We start from the raw sequence: 21,090 nt of genomic DNA, 5'->3' as shown, positions 1-21,090 counted from the left end.
CATGGCAAACCCAAACCACGATTTGCAGTGTTCAGTAAAAGGTAATTGTTAAAAGCGAACTCACAAAAAAGCAGCCTCGACACTGTCTAAGGCTGCTTTTAAGTTGAACTAAACGCGCAATACTCGATTAAGTGTCATGCAAGAAGACGTTCTCATTGATCAGAGTAGAGATAATTTGCGTTTGCGATTGAGTAATGTCCAAGGTTAAGTCTTGGGCGAGGTTTTCAACCACGATGGTTTGCTCATCACCCACGCCCAATCCGCTTGGATGAATACTTAGCTCTAAGTCATCATCTTTCACAGTAGCGACAATGTTATCGAGCAAATCAGTCACATCCACACTCGCTGACTTGAGCTCTGGCAACACGTCGCGCAAGTCAATCTTGTCTTCATTTACGGTGAACGACGTAATGGTGTCTTCTTTGTTCGGGTCAATCTCATGCCAAACAAAGATATCTTGTCCAGTTCCGCCTGTGAGAATATCTGATCCTAAGCCACCTTCGATAATATTGAATTCACCGGCGCCAGCGCCACCAGCAATGATGGTGTCATCACCCTCACCACCAATCAACTCATCGCCTTGAGCGCCACCTTGAATCAAGTCATTACCTAAACCGCCTTGCAGCTCAACACCAATATCTCCCGCAATCAGCTGTACATCCTCTATCGCAAGTGATTGATCAATGTCATTGCCGTCAGGCGTGATGGAGACATTCAGATCTAACTCCGCAGATTTAGCAAAGCTTCCATCTGACTCAGTAGAGACCGCGACCACCTTAATGGTGTGATCGCCTGTGCCTGCATTAACCAAGCTAATCGAATCGATGTCACTTGCCGGCACAGACCACGTTGAGCCATTCGGGGTTATCACCCCTGACGCGGTTTCGATGTACGCACCTACGGGTAAATCCGTCAGCTCTAACGTCAAGATTTCATTTACATCAGTCAGCGCCGCCACTAATCCTGCAATCGCGATACCATTGCTACTTGCCGTGAGGTTAGCCGAAATATTTTTCACATAATCGAAATTAGGCTGCAGCGATAAACTTGGCGCATTAGCAATAGGATTCACGGTAATGGCATGAGAGGTGTTGTAACTCATGGCAATACCCGACGGATTACCTGAATCCAGCGCAGTAATATCCAGAGTAATTTGATTGGTTGGCGCAAAGCGCGCATCCAACATAACCCCTTCACCCGCAGCAGGATTCTCAAGCAATGCATTGAGATCAGCCAAGGTTCCTGTCAGCGTGATACTTGGCCCACTCGCTGGATTAGCCGTCACCGTCGAACCTGCTGGAATCGAGGCAATAGACAAATCACCATAGCTGCTGGTTAATGTCACCGTCATTGGGTCATCACTGTAGGTGCCGACATAATCAATATCACTCACCACAATGCCACTAATTGATTGCATTGCGGCTTCATCGATAGTTGACGTCGCTGCGCTGTCATCAATAAACGGCTGATCATTTAGACCAGTCACTGTCAGTGATATTTCACCAGTATCAGAAAGTGGCATTGGCGAGCTGTTGGTCGTGCCATCATCTGTGATTTGATAGGTAATGGTCACATCACCATTGAAATCAGGTGCTGGTTCAAATGTCCACGTGACGCCATCTGGATTCAGTGACACCGTACCTTGTGAGGCCGGTACTGTCATTGAGGTAATGGTCAGATTATGCCCTTCAGGGTCAAAGCTTAATCCCGGCCCAATCAGATCGCTTGGTGCTATTTGAATCGAACCATCTTCCACCACAGTTCCAAGATCCACATTTTCTGCCGTTGGCTGATCATTCACTTCAGTCACGTTAATAACAAACTGAGATTGATTGGTGTTTGAGGTCGTAATATCTGTTGGGTCAACGTCACCAATATTGCCGCCATCATCCACAACAGCCGTCACTTGTACGCCATCAGTATCAACCAGATTATTGCTATCGGCCACTGGCGTGTATTTCACTAAGCCCTGACCAATCGCGGTATTGATAGCATCCACTGTGCCTAAAATAGTCACAAATAGATTGGATGGGTCTAAAGTCACCGAGGTGACGCCCATATTGCCCGCGATGCCTGAATCAAAGGATAAGGCTCCTGCATCAACGGTTAGAGTCAGCGTGTACACCGCACTTGGGTCATCTAAGCTTGAGTCGATATCGCTGATGGTAAAGCCTTTCACATCGACGATGGTATCTTCCGCCGTCGTAATGTCATTGATACCAGCAAATTCAGGTCGATCGTTGATCGATTGAATATTTACCGCGACATCGAAGTCATTAATTGGCCCAAGATCTTTAACGCCATTGTAATCCGTATCAACTGACTGAACTTTAATCTTCAGGCTATCAGTGTCCCAAGTACCTGCATTTTGCTCGCCAGAATTAAACACGATTTTATCGATGCTTTGCGCGTTCACTTCAAGCTGCCAAATACCGCCGCCTAAATTCACAGCTGGTGTGATGCCATCGCTGGCAAAAATAGTGGCACCATCCGGCACATTTTCTACCGTAACCAGTAAGGTTTCAGGTTGGTCTTCTGTCGGCTCTCCCGGTAATAAATCAACCGTATCAATGACACTCGCATTAATGGTGATATCGACATTTTCGCCCTCCACGCCATCAACTGACGCGACTGGGTCAACATCGACAATGTCACCTTTTGGTTTCACTTCAATGGTGAACTGACCTACGTGCGGGGTCGGTACACCAAGCAATTGCTCTTGTGTGAATACTTCGACATTGATATCCGCTCGCCCGCTAAAGTGCTGAGCAGGGGTAATAATGATCGATGAGAGGTCTATTGTCGTGATCGTTGGGTCAGTGAGCTGAATACTCCACTCACCACCACCGTTATTTTTCACCACAAAATCTGCTGAAGTACTGTCGACTAAGAAGTTCTCTGGTACACCAGTTAACTTGGCCGATAAGAACACTTCCGAGCCGTCGGTGTCGGTTAGCGAAATCTCTAAACCACCTGCGGTGGTCTTCAGTTCAATGTCCGTGTCTTCATCACCCACGACTATCGCTGTCGCGCCTTGCGGCGTAATCACAGGGTCAAGAACTGGGACCACTTCAAACGACATCTTGGTAATGAAGTTCTTATCCACTTGTTGATTGGTCACAGAGGTAATTCCGGTATCATCAAACACTGCGATATCCGCTACTGTACCCGTCACTTGCAACTCAACCATGTTACCGCTGGTCGCCGTTGGGTAGTTTTCAGTTAGCTTAAAGTGGATATTGCTTAATGCCGCAATAATATCGTTAGGATCACTAGAGGCGATCTCAAGCTGAGTGGTGACGTTAGGTATAGGGTTACCATTACTATCGACAAATGTGCCAGCGCTCGGGTCAACAAGGTCAATGACCACTTTAGTTAAACGCTCTCGTCCCTCATTATCTGCATTGAGTGAATCAGCCAGATCAACGGCTAGGCTGAGCTTTATGAGATTATCTTCAAGTGCATCGCTGCTTAGCGTAGCGCCTGTCGTCTCATCAACCGAGCTTGCGTTGATAGTAAACGAAGGAGAAACATCGTTGTCGCCTGGCTGACCATCACCATAATTGATACCCGCAACAGGATCTGGCACTCCATCCCCATCGGTGTCTTGTGCTTCAGGCACATCAACCAATGGCGATACCGCAAACTTAATATCTATCTTTTCTCGACTTGGATCATTCGGGTCTATCGCGAGCTTCTCATCACCAGATTGGGTATCTGTGGTGACCACACTGATTGGCAGTATAAAGTCCCCTGCATAATCAGTTGGCATCAAAAACTCTAAGCCACTTGGAATGATTAAATCACCATTGCTGTTCACTTCAGCTTTAAATAGATGCAGTTCATTAGCAAAATCATACTCATAATTTGCAGAGCCAGCACCTTGTCCAATAGACACACCCGTCACTTCCGCTGGAATATCACGGGTGTCGATAACAATCGTCACCTGATCCGGAATAAGATCCCCTGTGTTCGCTTTAACACGCAGCAAATTATTGAGCTGTGAGCTCACATCAAATCGATTGTCTTCGGTACCGACGACAATGGCATTCGCAGGATCGATAAGCTCTATTTCAGCAGCAATACTCGTAATGGAGGTTATGGTATGTGGGAAAGTGATATCCAGCTCAGTTCTCACTTCTCTTGGCGCACTACCTTCGCCTTCATCACCACGGTCAATGGCCTCTGCCACTATCTCAATTCGGATGGTGTTTTCTGTTGCATTCGGGTCTGGGTATTTCAACCCTTCTGGTGCGACAATGCTGAAGTCTTGCTCAGACGTAATCGTCCACGAGCCATCACCATTATTTACACCACCGATGACTACAATTTCATCCATCACCTGCTGTAAATCAGCATCAGGTATATCAATAAAGCGGATCACTATTTGATCGACTTCTTCATCCGAACTAGGGTCTAGGTCTTCAAATACAATGATGTTTGCATCACCTTGCCCGCCAGCAGAATGATTGATGGTGAAGTTAATTTTTCCATCAACTCCCATTCCGTTGTCGTCTTCAACCGAAGTCACTGTGTTGCCAAGCTGATCAGTCACACTTAAATCAGCATCTGCTTCAACAACAGGACGAACAATAACACTCAAGTTACCTGTCACTGTGGTATCTACAATCAATGACGGGTCATCTTCATCAATCTCGCGTACATTCAACTTAGCTTGGAACACATAGCTAGGGTCATCAGGGTCTTGATGAATAATGTCTATACTAGAGTCTTCTGGTGGTTTGACAAAAATCTGTGGCTCAGGGGAGTTTTGATCAAGCCCAGTAATGGTCAATACACCATTGGCATAGCTCACATTAGGGTAACCCGGCTGCAGTACGCCATCGATAACGACAATGTCGCTACTGCCAAGGCGAATATCTACCCCATCCGGAAAGTTAGAAATACTGATTTCAGTAACAAACTCAAAATCTCTGCCGTTCGTTGTCGAGGTACTATCGGGATCATTGGTATTGCCAGTTGCCTGCCAAGGTAAACGAATAAAGCTATCTTCATTGCCTGTCACAGAGCGGCTAAAGGTATTATTATCCCCGCCCATCTCTATCACAGGTTCTACGTCCACTTTGATTACGCCAGTCACTTCGCGCACGTGACCATCGTCTTCGGTGACGACAATTTTCGCTTGTATTTCAAAGTCATCAGTTTGGTGCTTGTCAGGAATAATCGTAATACCTGATTGATAGCCCGCTTGAGTAATATTGGCTTGGAAGACTGGCTTACCGCCAACTTCGCCGGTATACACCAAATCGATAATACCGCCATTGCCATCTTTCAGCTCCACCCCTTGTGGGATGTTAAACAACAATACAGATAACGACTCAGAGCCATCAAATACCCCATGCTGCTCTTCACCCGGAAGTACAGCAAAGTCGATTTCAATCTCACTACTTTCATCGATAACGGCCTGAACCCCAACTAGCCCAGTACCGTCATCGTATTGATACCAAATGCCTTTATCCGGCCCATTCGCTGGTACCATAGGCACGGTATCTAACGGGATATAAGGAATATCCGCCACACCTTTAACCGAAACGTTGACGGTTTTAGCCGCACCAATAGAGAGAGTGCTTTCAACAACAGAGCCGTTTTCTAACGTCGCGGTATCTTTGACAAACCCTTCAACATCAAAGGTAAAGTCTTTGTTGCTGTCTTTCGGTGGCTGAACTTCAACATAAGGTAATGCGGATTCTAGGATCTCATACACTCCCGGTGAAATTTCACTAATGGCGTCAGCAGGTTCTGGATCATCACCCACCCAACGAACCTTGTAACCAAACAGCTCGGAGTCATCGAGTGGAGAGCCATCTTCGCTGGTAAAGTTGCTAATGCGAACAAACTGATACTCTGAATCATCATTTGGCGCATCAATATCCACCGTCGACCCCAGAGTAATCACCTTGTCTAAAGTGAACTTTTCATGCTGAGCAGGATCATCTGGGTCAATCGCATCTTGAGTTTTAGCGTTGTCTTCAAAAATGCTAATACGGTTCACACTCAAGCTGCCTTGGTCAGCATCAGGCGTAACATTGATGATCAGATCTCGTGGCGCCGATTCAACGACTTGCTTATTTAGCTCCCAGTTATCACTCTCTTGAGTCAAAGCATATGCTTTAAAAGTGATGTAACCAGAGAACTGATCAATGGGGTCGACTTGCACATCGTTAATATCAGCCGCGGCAATCAAGTAGTGGCCTGTGATTGGATCGGGGTCAATAGTTTGCCCTTGGCCATCAACCAACACGAACTTACCCAACCCTGCGGTCACCTCTAAGCGATAAGAGATCGCTTCTGGGTTACTGGTATCTTGAGTTGCCGCTTCGAGATCTAGAACGGCGTTATCCACATCCTCTTTAACTGTGTATGAATATTGGTTATCTGCATCTTGCCACTCGGCAACATCAACAACCGCTTTCACTTCAAGATTGAGCGTGCCATTAACGTCGTGGTCCGCACCATCGCTATTTAATACTTGAACAGTGATTGGCACGGTAAAGCCATTACTGCTTGATGAATAATGACGCTCTGGCACAAAGAACAAGTTATTGAGCGTAGCGATTTGTGTCGTAGGATCTATTGATTGATTTACGTTGCTGGCATCAAGCACGACGCTTCCATCAGGTTGAGCGCTTAGCTCTCGGTAGGTTGAGCCATCATAGTAATAGAAAGTGCCATTGTGCGTGCCTGCCTCAACAGTAATATCGCCAAGTTGCTCGCCATTATCGAGGTCGAATAGGTTAACGGTTAACAAAACTTGTGACGGCGTAACTTGCAGACTGCCTTGATTATCGAAACTATTACTATTGGTGATCGCAGGATCAAAATCTAAATTGAGGTTTCGACCCGAATCTTCAAAGCTCACGACTTCAGATTGGGTAATTTCCGCTTCTCTATCGTCAATATTGATCGTAACGGTGCGATTACGAACATCATAATCGCCATCTGTCACTCTCACTGCTAGTTGGAAGGTAAAACGATCGCCATCTTGACTTAGATTATCGACAGGCTCAAAGATAAATCGGCCTCGATCCCCTGCTTGCGGTCGAACTTGCAAAGTGCCAAGTTCTATATTTGAAATAGGATTGCCCGCACTGTCGTAAATAGTCTCTAGCACTTTGACAGAAATCTGATCACCACCCGTAAACGGCTGTGTTGGGTCATCAACAAAGTTCAAGCTATCCACAATATCGCCAGCAGAACCATTTAGGCCATCACTCAACAACTCAAAACGAATAGAGCCATTGGTGGTATCGGTCCCTTCAACGAGTGTCACTTCCGCGCCATCTGCACCTGGGCGAACCAGCACGTTTCTTCCTGCAGCATCATCCCCTTCAGTAAAGGTTAAAGTGCGATTTCGAGTAACAGGAATATCATCAACCACTTGAATTGAAAGCGGAATCGGCGCGGTTTCATCTTTATCAAAATCAACCGCTTTTATCTGGAAATCAATCGCTTGGCGATTCTGATTTTGTCCATCAACATGATCAAACGGTTGGAGCAAGGTAAACGCATAAGTGTTGTTTACACTATCGAACACCATGGTGAACACAGGATCACCATCCGTTTCGGTTACAGCGGTATGAGTGACCAGTGCGCCATTGGTTACTACAGTATCCCAACGTAAGTCTTGGTCATCCGACTGCAAGCCATTAAGCACAGTATCTAAGTTGGCTATCTGATATTCATCAATACCATCTGCGCCATCCGTAACCACAAAAGTACCGTCAGCGGTTGTGCTCTCTTTACGACGGTCAGAACCACTTGCGAGATCGTCCTCATCAACGACAGTATCGCCATTGAAGCCAGTCAAAGCAGGTAAGTCATCACGAATATCCACAGATAGCGACGTGCCACTGGTATCGCCATCGACGTCAGTCGCAATCACATCAAACGTCAATGTCGTTAGGTCTGAATTAAGTTGATGGTCTATTGGTGCAAGCAACTCAAAAGTATACGTGCCATCCGCTTTGAATATCAGCTCGAAGACAGGAACTGCGCCAGCTTTAGCTACATAAGTATGTTGATTAGTCGCGCTATCGATAATAACTGGATCAAATACCACATCGACACCAGCAGATTTCAATCCAGTCAAAGGTGAACTGTTTGGATCTAAAGCATACTTAGCGATGGAGTCCGCACCTTCTACTCGGGTGAAAGTGCCTTGGTCAACCAAAGCGGTTGGGTTAGGACTAGAACCAGTTGCAAGATCGTCTTCCATCACACCCAATCGCTCAGCACTGATTAGCTGAGGAATGTCATCAACAATCGTGATTGGCAGCGGAATCGCATTACTTTCATCGTTATCAAAGTCAATCACTGAGATTTGGAAGTTGATTGGTAACGTGTTCTCGAGCTGTCCTTCTGGATGGTCTAACGCTTTAATCAAAGTAAAGTCGTAACGCTCAGTGTTAGTATTAAACACCATGGTAAACACTGGCTCTTTACCAGTTTCTGTTCGAGCGGTATAAGTGATCACATCACCCACAGTTGTGGTCGTTGCCCACTCTAACGCTTCATTGCCTGATTTAAGGCCATTCAGCACCGAGGCTTCATTGGCAATAGAAATTGCCTTCAAACCATCGGCACCGGCATCAATATCAAACGTACCACCAATAGTCGTCAGTTCTTTATCCGGGTCAGAACCAACGATAGCAATATCGTCTTCATCAACAATTTGATCACCATTAAAGCTATTTAATACTGGGGCGTCATCCGTCAGCGTCACCAGCAGATCTTTACTGCCGGTATCACCATCAAAATCTTCTGCTAGCACCTTAAACGTAAGATCTTTGCTGTCTTCACCTGTGGCATGGTCAATCGGTGCTTTAAGCTCAAAGCGGTAGCTGCCATCGGCGTTTAGCGTCAGTACGAACACTTCCACACTGCCGGCTTTGGCAATATAAGTGTGGTTGTTGTCGACGATACTTGGCGCTTCAAGGCTGATATCGACCCCTTGTGATTTAAGACCTGCGACTGGATTGGTCATTGGGTCTATCTTGTACAGCACCACTTGGTCAGCGCCTTCGGTGGTACCAAAGCTGCCCGTATCAAACAGTGGGTCACCACCTTGGTTGGTGCCACCGACTAAATCGTCTTCATCCACCGCCAGTGCTTCAACGGTGTCAATCACTGGCACGTCATCAATCACATTGATGGTTAAGGTTTTCGATTCGGTAGTGTCGTTGTCAAAATCGGTCGCGCTGATGTCAAAACTCAGCGGCTGAATGTTCTCGCCTTGTACCTTGTCATGGTCAAGAGGCTTAACCAGATTGAATTGGTAGCTGTTGTCAGCGGTGTTAAATACCAAAGTAAACACCGTGCCTTTGCTGGTTTCAGTCGTGTAGGTATAGGTGCTACCTGCAGCGGTCGTCACAACCGTTGGGTTGCCACTGTTGCCCCACACTACTGCTTCGCCTTCTGACTCAATACCAGACAGTGCTGCTGGGCCATTGGTTAGTTGATAGCTCTTAATGCCATCGGCCCCTTCAGCAATATCAAAGTTGCCTGAGATTGGGTTATCACCACCAACCGATGAGCCAAGGCCAACAATGTCATCTTCATCAACGCTGGTTTGTCCGGTGAAACCAGAAAGTACGGGCGCGTCATCCGTCAGTGTAACGAGCAGATCTTTACTGCCAGTATCACCATCAAAATCTTCTGCTAGCACCTTAAACGTAAGATCTTTGCTGTCTTCACCTGTGGCATGGTCAATCGGGGCTTTAAGGTCAAAGCGGTAGCTGCCATCCGCGTTTAGCGTCAGTACGAACACTTCCACACTGCCTGCTTTGGCAACATAAGTATGGTTGTTGTCGCTATCGATGCTTGGCGCTTCAAGGCTGATATCAACCCCTTGTGATTTAAGACCGGCAACTGGATTGGTCATTGGGTCTATCTTGTACAGCACCACTTGGTCAGCGCCTTCGGTGGTACCAAAGCTGCCCGTATCAAACAGTGGGTCACCACCTTGGTTGGTGCCACCGACTAAATCGTCTTCATCCACCGCCATAGCTTCAACTGTGTCAATCACTGGCACGTCATCAATCACATTGATGGTTAAGGTTTTCGATTCGGTAGTGTCGTTGTCAAAATCGGTCGCGCTGATATCGAAGCTCAGCGGCTGAATGTTCTCGCCTTGTACCTTGTCGTGGTCGAGAGGCTTAACCAGATTGAATTGGTAGCTGTTGTCAGCGGTGTTGAACACCAAAGTAAACACCGTGCCTTTGCTGGTTTCAGCCGTGTAGGTATAGGTGCTACCTGCGGCGGTCGTCACAACCGTTGGGTTGCCACTGTTGCCCCACACTACTGCTTCGCCTTCTGACTCAATACCAGACAGTGCTGCTGGGCCATTGGTTAGTTGATAGCTCTTAATGCCATCGGCCCCTTCAGCAATATCAAAGTTGCCTGAGATTGGGTTATCACCACCAACCGATGAGCCAAGGCCAACAATGTCATCTTCATCAACGCTGGTTTGTCCGGTGAAACCAGAAAGTACGGGCGCGTCATCCGTCAGTGTAACGAGCAGATCTTTACTGCCAGTATCACCATCAAAATCTTCTGCTAGCACCTTAAACGTAAGATCTTTGCTGTCTTCACCTGTGGCATGGTCAATCGGGGCTTTAAGGTCAAAGCGGTAGCTGCCATCCGCGTTTAGCGTCAGTACGAACACTTCCACACTGCCGGCTTTGGCAATATAAGTGTGGTTGTTGTCGCTATCGATGCTTGGCGCTTCAAGGCTGATATCAACCCCTTGTGATTTAAGACCGACAACTGGATTGGTCATTGGGTCTATCTTGTACAGCACCACTTGGTCTGCGCCTTCGGTTGTACCAAAGCTGCCCGTATCAAACAGTGGATCGCCACCTTGGTTGGTGCCACCGACTAAATCATCTTCATCCACCGCCAGTGCTTCTACTGTGTCAATCACTGGCACGTCATCAATCACATTGATGGTTAAGGTTTTCGATTCGGTAGTGTCGTTGTCAAAATCGGTCGCGCTGATATTGAAGCTCAGCGGCTGAATGTTCTCGCCTTGTACCTTGTCGTGGTCAAGAGGCTTAACCAGATTGAATTGGTAGCTGTTGTCAGCGGTGTTAAATACCAAAGTAAACACCGTGCCTTTGCTGGTTTCAGCCGTGTAGGTATAGGTGCTACCCGCGGCGGTCGTCACAACCGTTGGGTTGCCACTGTTGGCCCACACTACTGCTTCGCCTTCTGACTCGATACCAGACAGTGCTGTGGGGCCATTGGTTAGTTGATAGCTCTTAATGCCATCGGCCCCTTCCGCAATATCAAAGTTGCCTGAGATTGGGTTATCACCACCAACCGATGAGCCAAGGCCAACAATGTCATCTTCATCGATGCTGGTTTGTCCGGTGAAACCAGAAAGCACGGGCGCGTCATCCGTCAGCGTCACCAGCAGATCTTTACTGCCGGTATCGCCATCAAAATCTTCTGCTAGCACCTTAAACGTAAGATCTTTGCTGTCTTCACCTGTGGCATGGTCAATCGGGGCTTTAAGGTCAAAGCGGTAGCTGCCATCCGCGTTTAGCGTCAGTACGAACACTTCCACACTGCCGGCTTTGGCAATATAAGTGTGGTTGTTGTCGCTATCGATGCTTGGCGCTTCAAGGCTGATATCAACCCCTTGTGATTTAAGACCGGCAACTGGATTGGTCATTGGGTCTATCTTGTACAGCACCACTTGATCTGCGCCTTCGGTTGTACCAAAGCTGCCCGTATCAAACAGTGGATCGCCACCTTGGTTGGTGCCACCGACTAAATCATCTTCATCCACCGCCAGTGCTTCTACTGTGTCAATCACTGGTACGTCATCAATCACATTGATGGTTAAGGTTTTCGATTCGGTAGTGTCGTTGTCAAAATCGGTCGCGCTGATATCGAAGCTCAGCGGCTGAATGTTCTCGCCTTGTACCTTGTCGTGGTCGAGAGGCTTAACCAGATTGAATTGATAACTGTTGTCTGCGGTGTTGAACACCAAAGTAAACACCGTACCTTTGCTGGTTTCAGCCGTGTAGGTATAGGTGCTACCCGCGGCGGTCGTCACAACCGTTGGGTTGCCACTGTTCGCCCACACTACTGCTTCGCCTTCTGACTCGATGCCTGACAGTGCTGCTGGGCCATTGGTTAGTTGATAGCTCTTAATGCCATCGGCTCCTGCAGCAATATCAAAGTTGCCTGAGATTGGGTTATCACCCCCAACCGATGAGCCAAGGCCAACAATATCATCTTCATCAATGCTGGTTTGTCCGGTGAAACCAGAAAGCACTGGCACATCATCAATGATGGTAATCGGCAGATTATTTTGAGTGGTATCGCCATCAAAATCTGTGGCGATGATAGGTAACGGAATGGTTACCGAGTCACTGTCTTGTGGATGATCTAAGGTCGCTTTCAGCTCAAAGGTGTAAGCACCTGAAGTATCGACAGTGACAACGAAAACTTCGCCCATAGAAGTCGAGGCAACATAGGTAAAACTGCCATCACTATTTTCTGTCTCGGCAATCGTTAAGGGCTCTCCCTGAGAAGCCAATGAGCCATCGCTATTAAACTGGGAAACATCCAAACGATATTGCTGAACTGCGTCACTACCGGTATCCATTTCGGTTAGGTCGCCCGTTAGCAAGGCCGAAGAATTTGGTGCAGTGCCTGCAGAAAGGTTTTCTTCATCTAAAGAAACATTCGGCACGTCGGTAATCAATGGGTCGATACCATCACCAATAGTGACCGTGGCATCAATAGGCAATTGAATTGGATTACCGCCAACATCGCTACCTGTAATCTGGAAGCTGACCACAATCTGGTCGCCAACTAAGGCAACATTCCCGCCCCCTACCGATGGCACATGATCAATGGGTTGCGAAACCGTCGTCGTGAGCGACAAAGTCATATCTTTGCCAATGCTTGTCGTATCAATGTCGATACGGACCACTTCACCATTTCCGTTTACACCGACAATGGCATTCTCTGCGGTATCAAAGCTAAAAATTACGTCTTGTTGTGATGAGGTAATATCACTGTTTAATTCGGCTAATAGTGCGGCCAGAGATAACGCGGTCGGTTCAAAGCTTAGCGGGTCGAGGGCAAGATCCCCAGCGGTAACAATGACCGAATTCGTCACGGATGTCGGGTAGCTATTAGGGTCGAGATCGCCCTCAACAACTAGCTCAGATAAACTCTCACCACCTGGGGCAAATACGGTGAGTCGGCCATCCTCTTCGGGGTCTTCAATAACAGCTCGGCGGATAGCAGACGTTTCAAAAAACGTTGAAGCGATTGTTTGTGGGTTGTTGTATTCGATCTCGACAAAACCCGCATTCGCAGAGCCAGTTGCGGCGCCACCTGCGGCTGTCGCTTCTAGGATTTGTGTCGGGTCTTCTCCACCAAGAATGGCTTGTTGAATCGCAGCAATGTCATCAGCGCCAAAGGCATCTTCACCTAACGCGGAAAGATCAACCGATAGGTCTCCACCGATCTGAGCTTGTGCTAATTCCTGAGTACCAAGTCCTTGAGTATTAAGTTCCTCAGCCGCTAAATCCGGTTGTTCAAAACACGCCACACAGTTCTGTTCAACCAGAAAATCATTCTCGTTTGCCGCAAGCTCAATCGTCGCGCCATTGGTTGTTATTATAATTTCTGATTGTTTGACTGTGTCACCAACCTGCAATTGGCGAGCTGTTCCTTTTGCGTCAACGGCAACTACATCTCCGGTGACATCTACAACCTTAGCACTATTGAAAGTGACTTCGATATCCATCGTATCCCCCGATACATTATCATTTAAAGCAAGCGCATCTATTTACTAATAATTATGTCATCAACTAATGTATCAACATTGAGAAGAAATGCTATTAAATTACACTCACTTAGTGACGATTACCGTTAATTAATAAGTATAGTTAATTTTGCAAAAATGATATTTTAATAGAAGGACATACTGTATTAACTCTTCAACTAGTACTTTCGTATTATTTAATTGAATTCTTAAATATGAGACGAGGACTATTCACATCGGTTCATTTTTGAGACTGAATTCCAATAAACAAATGAAATTATAAACTTTTTCAAAAATAAACTTATAGTGAAATGAAATACTTTAAAAAATATCGCTAATGAAATCGGCTAGGATAAAAACCCGACAATTTAGAACACTGACTAGTGAGATGTTTACTCACCTGCCAAACCTGCTACCTGTGGTGGCCATTTTCGCTTTTGTGTTTTTTTTCTCGATCTTGGGCAACTACTACCATACCAAACAAGAGTTGAAGAGTGACGGGCAAAAATCGGTTCAAATGCTAGAACGGCATATTGTAAAAATTGCTCAGCAGCTAAGAGAGATTGACGCTCAGATTAGCCCGAACTGCGACCTCGAAGACAAACTGACCCTTAGAGCGCACGTATTCCATTCTGATTTGCTTAAAGAGGTGGGCGTCTACCACCAAGGTATCGTGACTTGTACCAGCAACGAAGGTTCAACTCATATTGAGCTGGGATCAGATACGATGCAACGTATTAACCATGCCGCGAATAACATCACTATTTCATTAGGCACATCAAAAAGTAATCTCACCACTTTTTTTATATATACGTCAGTGAATCAATTTCACGGACTTAATGCGCTAATTCCACCAGAAAAGATATTGAGCATCATTGCACCATTTTTAGACTTACGACAATATCGCTACCAAATTGAAATTATTGATCACCTATTATCCGATGATAATCCACAATCATTACGCTATGACGATACACGAATTTTTCAATCAAATTTATATCCTTTAACGGTTAAAATTCAGCCGACTGCTGGCACTTATCGATACCACTATTTCAAGCATATTTGGCAAACAATATTATTCGCCTCTCTAGTCTCGCTGTTTTATTTATTGCTCAGATATCAGATGCTTGCAAAAAGATCGATTGAATATTCCTTACTTAACGCGATTGATAGCGATCAGATAGAGCTTTACTTACAACCCATCATCGACATCAACAGCAATAAAGTGGTGGGAAGCGAAGCCTTGGTTCGCTGGAACCACCCAGCTCAAGGTAAAATTTCACCCGAGATTTTCATTCCATTAGCGGAGAAGCTTGGTGTAATAGACATTATCACCAGAAAGACCTTTTCTACTGTGGTGAAGTTTCTGAAGCAACACCCTCACTACCATGAAAACCACTATATTAGCATCAACTTAAGCCGTACTTCGCTAATCAATGCCGAGTTCATTGATTACCTTAAACGCTTTGCCCGTCGTCATCCTGAATACATTCAAAGCATTTTACTGGAAGTCACTGAAAATATTGATTTTGACCAAACCGAACTCGACCTCGCGCTTGCTCATTTAGACATGATTAAAGTGATGGGATTTTCGTTAGCCATCGATGATTTTGGCACTGGTTATTCCGGTTTGAACTTTATTCGTCTACATCCTTTTCATGTAATGAAAATCGATAAAGTCTTCATTAAAAGTCTGCATTCAGATTCCACCATTACTCCGGTTTTGGCATCAATGATTCACCTCGCCAACGAGCTTAAAATGAAAGTCATTGCGGAAGGGGTGGAAACTGAACAACAAATTGAATTACTACGTAAGCTCGGCGTTTGCTACATACAAGGTTTTTACTACTCACAGCCCATTACTCCCGAAGCCTTGATTGAATACAGTAATCAAAGTAGTAGCGAACCCGAATGCTTAGTTACCGCCTAAACAGAAAAAGCCAACCTCGCGGTTGGCTTTTTGTATCTGTAGCAAATACGTTATCGTAAGGGCTTTCTATGGCACACCGTGACCTTTAGAGGCAACCCATACTCGGTACCACTGCTCGCGCGTCAATTCGATTTCTAGTGCATTCACAGCTGACTGAACACGCTCAATCTTACCAGAGCCCACAATTGCAAGTGGCTTAGAAGGTAGACGACGTACCCAAGCGTAAATCACTTCATCGATGCTGTTTGCACCTACTTCCGCGCGAATCGCTTCTAGCTCATCACATACTCGTTTTGCTTGCTCTGTCGAACCTGTAAAGATGCTACCGCCACCAAGGCAAGACCACGCCATAGGACGAATGCGTTTCATCTGTAGCAGATCTAACGTGCCATCGTGTGCCACTTCAAAATTAAGTGGGTTAATTTCAACTTGGTTAGTCACTAGCGGCATATGAGTACGTGAGTTCAACAACTCAAACTGACTAGGCGTAAAGTTAGATACACCAAAGTGCTTCACTTTACCGACTTTATGTAGCTCAGCGAATGCGCCAGCCACTTCATCTGCGTCCATCAACACATCAGGACGATGAATCAATAGCACATCAATGTTGTCTACACCAAGGCGAGATAGCGAATTATCAACCGACTCGTAGATGTGTTTTGCACTCGTGTCATAGTGGTTCACTTTACGCTGTGGGAATTTATCACCACACAAGTTGATATCGCACTTAGTGACGATTTCAATTTGATCGCGTACAGAGCTGTCTAGTTTAAGCGCTTCACCAAACAGCTTTTCACATTCGTAGTTACCATAAATATCAGCGTGATCAACCGTGGTGACGCCCAGATCGATATGCTGTTTAAGAAAAGATAAACGTTGTTGTGGAGTCATACCCCATTCGGCAGTACGCCAATAACCTTGTACTAGCTCAGAGAGCTCTGGTCCCTTTGGGGAAATGTTTACTTTCGACACCATGTCTTACCTCCTGACAATTATCACTCAAGACTATTCTGGTTTGATAATTTACTCAATGTCCGTCTGCGCAACGGCACCAATTCAACAGAAAAAGTGAGCGTGTGAGCACAGTTGGTGCAAATAAATTCGCGCATAAAATCCAAGCATGTTAACGCGCTTTATCAACTATAGATAAGTGTAGGAGATGGAAGTCATTGAGGCAGGGAATAAAAAACAGGCAAAAAAAATCGGGCGTTCATGCCCGACAGTCAAAGATAAACAAAAAGCCTGAATATGCGTAATCCTTTACGCAGAGAACCATTACGTGATAGAGAATAACACTCCGTATAAATTTATACAATACAACGTACATTCAAATTGTTAGCATATATTGCATAAAAAAGGCTCCATCTAGGAGCCTTTGTAAAATCGAGTCAAGTATATCAACGGTTGCGACGCGTCTTCACCGCTTGTGCTAATTGACGCAATACCGTTTCAGTGTCTTCCCAGCCGATACATGCATCTGTGATTGATTGACCGTAAGTCAGCTGCTCACCTGCAACCAAATCTTGACGACCTTCAACAAGGTGCGATTCAATCATCACGCCAAACACCGCATCTTCACCAGCGGCAATTTGCGCTGATACATCTTCAGCGACTACCATTTGTCGTTGGTATTGTTTAGAGCTGTTTGCGTGACTAAAGTCGACCATCACTTTTTGTGGAATGCCCGAACCTTCAAGCTCTTGCTTCACTGCGCTTACGTGCTCAGCACTATAGTTTGGCTCTTTACCACCACGTAGAATGATATGACAATCTGGGTTACCGCCCGTCTCTACAATCGCAGAGTGACCGTATTTAGTCACTGATAAGAAATGGTGTGAAGCACTCGCTGAGCGAATCGCATCGGAAGCAATCTTGATGTTACCATCCGTGCCGTTTTTAAAACCCACCGGACAAGATAAGCCAGATGCCAGTTCACGGTGAACTTGAGACTCAGTCGTACGTGCACCAATCGCGCCCCAACTAATTAGATCCGCTACGTACTGAGGCGTGATCATATCCAAGAACTCACTTGCTGTTGGCATACCCATGTCGGTCAGATCAAGCAGCAGCTTACGACCAATTCTCAAACCGTCGTTAATTTTAAACGTGTCGTTAAGGTACGGGTCGTTAATCAAACCTTTCCAGCCGACTGTAGTACGCGGCTTTTCAAAGTACACGCGCATAACCACTTCTAACTCGCCGTCTAACTCATCTCGCAGTGATTTTAACTTTTTACCGTAAGCAAGCGCGGCTTCAGGATCGTGAATTGAGCATGGGCCAATGATCACCAATAGGCGGTCATCATCACCTTTTAAAATATTAGAGATCGCTTCACGAGAGCGAAACGTTGTTGAAGAAGCGGTTTCAGTTGCCGGAAACTTCTCTAAAACAGCCACTGGCGGCAATAGTTCTTTTACTTTATTAATTCGTACATCATCAGTTTGAAACATCGCTTACTTCTTCCTATATCACTTTGCCGAACCATTAATCCATTGGGTTGTTTATTTATTGTTCGACTTAATTTGTTCCTGTTCCTTGTAACTTATCTATCCAAAACGCTACTTGCAACCACTTTTTTAAATGAAAGGCAATATTTTTACTGACTTTACAATTTACACATAACGTAAAGAAATGATTACAGTTAATTTTGACACACCAAACTTGGTCTAAAAGAAATTAAAAGCCAGTAAAAACATAACATTAGAGACAGGCAGACCATGAGCCATCCTATAGCAGATAAGTTTAGAACATTGTTCTGGCAAGAGTATAAAATCGTACGACGACAAAAATCAAAGCAGTGAAGATGCTCAACTGAGTAGAGATAAATCACAAAATGCGGCTGTTAGCTATTGATTACCCACAATCACAAACATTGAATTTTGGCTAAAAACCACCGCGCTTGATGGCTATTCGATAAGCGATTGCACCAATAAAAATGCCTGATAGATTGATGGCTAAATCCACCCAAGAGAATTCTCGTCTTGGCATCACCGCTTGCAGCAGCTCATCACCACTGACAAGCAAAAGCATCATGATAAGTAGCGGTGGCAGCTTAAACCAACGATGACGATAAAAGTATTTTGGGGTCGCCCAGCAAGCAGTAAGGCCCAACGAAACCGCGATGATCGCGTGAAGAACCGCATCGCCACCCATCATCACTTCAAGCTGTCGTATCGATTGACCATGCACATTGAATGTCTTGGCCATCGATGCAAGCCCACCGAGTACTACTAAACTAAACGGCAAAATAACGCGGCGGTTAATGTATAAGCTAAGTGAATGCATGATGGTTGTGATAGAGAATGTCTGCTAACGAGGGAATGTAGGAGCAACAGCATACTTGCTTAGCGAGCTGCTGAAAAGATCGCCAACTATAAAATCTCCCAATTTTAATCAATCACTTGAGTGCATACTGCGCGGCTTAATATAGCCAATAATGATCAGCCAGTAACAAAAGGAATAACAGCATTAACTGATAAATGGAGTATTTAAAGGTGTTGATGGCCGATCTCTCATGTGGCTGATACTTGAGTTTCCATGCGTGCGCAATAAAGCCAAGACTCAATATCACCGAACCAATCCAATATATGCTGCCACTCATCCCGACCAAAGCAGGCATAATGCACACCACAGCGAGTAGCATGGTGTAGAGCAATATCGAAGTCTTGGTGTATTCCTCGCCATGAGTCACTGGCAGCATTGGGATATTGGCTTTGGCGTAATCATTTTTACGATGTATCGCCAACGCCCAAAAATGCGGAGGCGTCCAGATGAAAATGATCATCACCAATAACCAAGCGTGAGCATGTAACTCTCCCGTCACCGCTGTCCAACCGAGTAACGGGGGCATGGCTCCGGCGATACCTGCTATCACGATGTTTTGCGGTGTTGCCCGTTTTAAATACATCGTGTAGATAACGGCGTAACCCACCAAGCTTGCCAAGGTTAACCAAGCGGTCAGTGCATTCACCAAGCTATAAAGTGCCACAAAGCCAATTAGGCCAATCACCAAAGCAAACAACAACACCCTAACTGGGTTTATCTCTCCTGACGGTAGAGGGCGACGATAGGTGCGAACCATCATGGCATCGATTTTTCGGTCGATAAGATGATTCATCGCAGCGGCTGAACCCGCCATCAGCCCTATACCAAACAAACCGACCACACTCTGCTGTAAGGGTAATGCGCCATCCACCGCGAGACACATTCCGACCAGAGCGGTTAGCAGCATGAGCGCCACCACTTTAGGCTTAGTCAGAGTTAAATATGCTCGCCAAGGTATACGACTACTTTGCCATGCTTCGCTGACAGTTTTATTCATAATGTGATTCCTTATAAATGGCCAACGAAGCCCCCGAGCGTAAACTCACGCTCTGCCAAGCAAGATAGTTGATGTGCAGAACGTTTATCAGCAATAGAGCTGCCCCCAAGTTATGAGCCACAGCCACGGTAATCGGTAAGCTAAACAAAACATTACTCACGCCAAGAGCTAGTTGCAGTAACAACAAGGCGATTAGACACCATGCCTGTCTCTGATACTGCGCTTGGCTTTGTCGCCACAGTATTGTTGCGAGCAGCAAGCACATCACAGTCACCAAACCGGCACCAAATCGATGCGCAACGTGTATCGTCATTCGCGCGCCATAATCCAAAGTACCGAACTCATAGCTCTCTTGCGGAGGCTGAATCAGTTGAAAAGCGGTCTCAAAATCTAAATGCGATTGCCATCCACCCTGACAAATTGGCAGCTCGGTACACATCAAAGCCGCATAATTTGAAGAGGTCCAACCGCCAAGCGCCACTTGCCCAACAACCACAATCAAACTGGTAAAAGAGACCAACTTAAGGGCGCTATTGCCGCTCGATTGCTCCAGCACTCGCGTTGGAGAAGTAACTCGCCAGTACAGCATCGAAAGCATTGAAAACAGCGTGAACCCGCCCAATAAATGCCCCATTACAACCACAGGCATCAGCATCATGGTTACAGTGAACATGCCTAAAGCCGCTTGAGCCACAACAACCAAAGAGATGCCTATTGGTAAAACCCAACCGCCCTGACGGGTTTGAATGGCTAAGTAGCTGATCCCATACACCAATAAACCCAATATCCCTGCCATATAGCGGTGAATCATCTCAAGCCACGCTTTATCTGCTTCCACAGTTAGATTAGGGTATAACTCACTCGCACGTTTTAGCTCATCAGCTTCAGTGGGTACGAGCAGTTGGCCATAACACCCCGGCCAATCAGGGCAACCTAAGCCCGCATCGGCTAAGCGAGTATACGCACCTAGAAGAATCACCATAAACGTGAGCGCCAAGCTTACTTGCAATAGTCTGACTAGCATACGCC

The 21,090-nt window shown here is 45.9% G+C and carries 7 protein-coding genes; 1 reads left to right on the top strand and 6 read right to left on the bottom strand.

From position 1 onward, the window contains the following. Positions 1–127: 127 nt before the first annotated feature. Positions 128–13,792 carry a retention module-containing protein gene (locus MU515_RS14180; RefSeq protein ID WP_260261072.1) on the bottom strand — a complete coding sequence of 4,555 codons (13,665 nt, stop codon included), beginning with the start codon at positions 13,790–13,792 and terminating at the stop codon, positions 128–130. Between the two features lie 406 nt (positions 13,793–14,198). Between MU515_RS14180 and MU515_RS14175 the strand changes: the two genes are divergently transcribed. Continuing rightward, positions 14,199–15,740, top strand: a complete 1,542-nt coding sequence (locus MU515_RS14175) for an EAL domain-containing protein (RefSeq protein ID WP_260261071.1) — start codon at positions 14,199–14,201, stop codon at positions 15,738–15,740. A gap of 66 nt (positions 15,741–15,806) precedes the next feature. Here MU515_RS14175 and MU515_RS14170 read toward each other — a convergent pair whose 3' ends face one another. From MU515_RS14170 to MU515_RS14150, 5 genes are all read right to left on the bottom strand, one after another. Next, positions 15,807–16,715: an aldo/keto reductase gene (locus tag MU515_RS14170; RefSeq protein WP_260261070.1), complete on the bottom strand. Its 909-nt coding sequence runs from the start codon at positions 16,713–16,715 to the stop codon at positions 15,807–15,809. Between the two features lie 422 nt (positions 16,716–17,137). Then, entirely contained in the window at positions 17,138–18,190 is a 1,053-nt protein-coding gene (aroG, locus tag MU515_RS14165; protein WP_260261069.1) for a 3-deoxy-7-phosphoheptulonate synthase AroG, read from the bottom strand. Between the two features lie 433 nt (positions 18,191–18,623). After that, positions 18,624–19,025: a VanZ family protein gene (locus tag MU515_RS14160; protein WP_490723102.1), complete on the bottom strand. Its 402-nt coding sequence runs from the start codon at positions 19,023–19,025 to the stop codon at positions 18,624–18,626. 136 nt (positions 19,026–19,161) lie between these two features. Beyond that, on the bottom strand, positions 19,162–20,061 hold the full coding sequence (cyoE, locus tag MU515_RS14155; protein WP_260261067.1) for a heme o synthase: 900 nt from the start codon (positions 20,059–20,061) through the stop codon (positions 19,162–19,164). Further along, complete coding sequence (locus MU515_RS14150) at positions 20,054–21,085, bottom strand: COX15/CtaA family protein (RefSeq protein WP_260261066.1); 1,032 nt, start codon at positions 21,083–21,085, stop codon at positions 20,054–20,056. Before MU515_RS14150 ends, cyoE begins: the two co-directional genes overlap by 8 nt. Positions 21,086–21,090: the final 5 nt, after the last annotated feature.

This window comes from Vibrio intestinalis (assembly GCF_025195085.2).
In the GTDB taxonomy this organism is placed as follows: Bacteria; Pseudomonadota; Gammaproteobacteria; order Enterobacterales; family Vibrionaceae; genus Vibrio; species Vibrio intestinalis.
Note: the sequence above shows the minus strand (reverse complement) of the source record. Positions and strands in the feature narration are given on the sequence as shown.

Coding starts and splice junctions, on each gene's coding strand:
- MU515_RS14180 (WP_260261072.1), bottom strand. CDS start 13,792: ATGGATATCGAAGTCACTTTCAATAGTGCTAAGGTTGTAGATGTCACC.
- MU515_RS14175 (WP_260261071.1), top strand. CDS start 14,199: ATGTTTACTCACCTGCCAAACCTGCTACCTGTGGTGGCCATTTTCGCT.
- MU515_RS14170 (WP_260261070.1), bottom strand. CDS start 16,715: ATGGTGTCGAAAGTAAACATTTCCCCAAAGGGACCAGAGCTCTCTGAG.
- aroG (WP_260261069.1), bottom strand. CDS start 18,190: ATGTTTCAAACTGATGATGTACGAATTAATAAAGTAAAAGAACTATTG.
- MU515_RS14160 (WP_490723102.1), bottom strand. CDS start 19,025: ATGCATTCACTTAGCTTATACATTAACCGCCGCGTTATTTTGCCGTTT.
- cyoE (WP_260261067.1), bottom strand. CDS start 20,061: ATGAATAAAACTGTCAGCGAAGCATGGCAAAGTAGTCGTATACCTTGG.
- MU515_RS14150 (WP_260261066.1), bottom strand. CDS start 21,085: ATGCTAGTCAGACTATTGCAAGTAAGCTTGGCGCTCACGTTTATGGTG.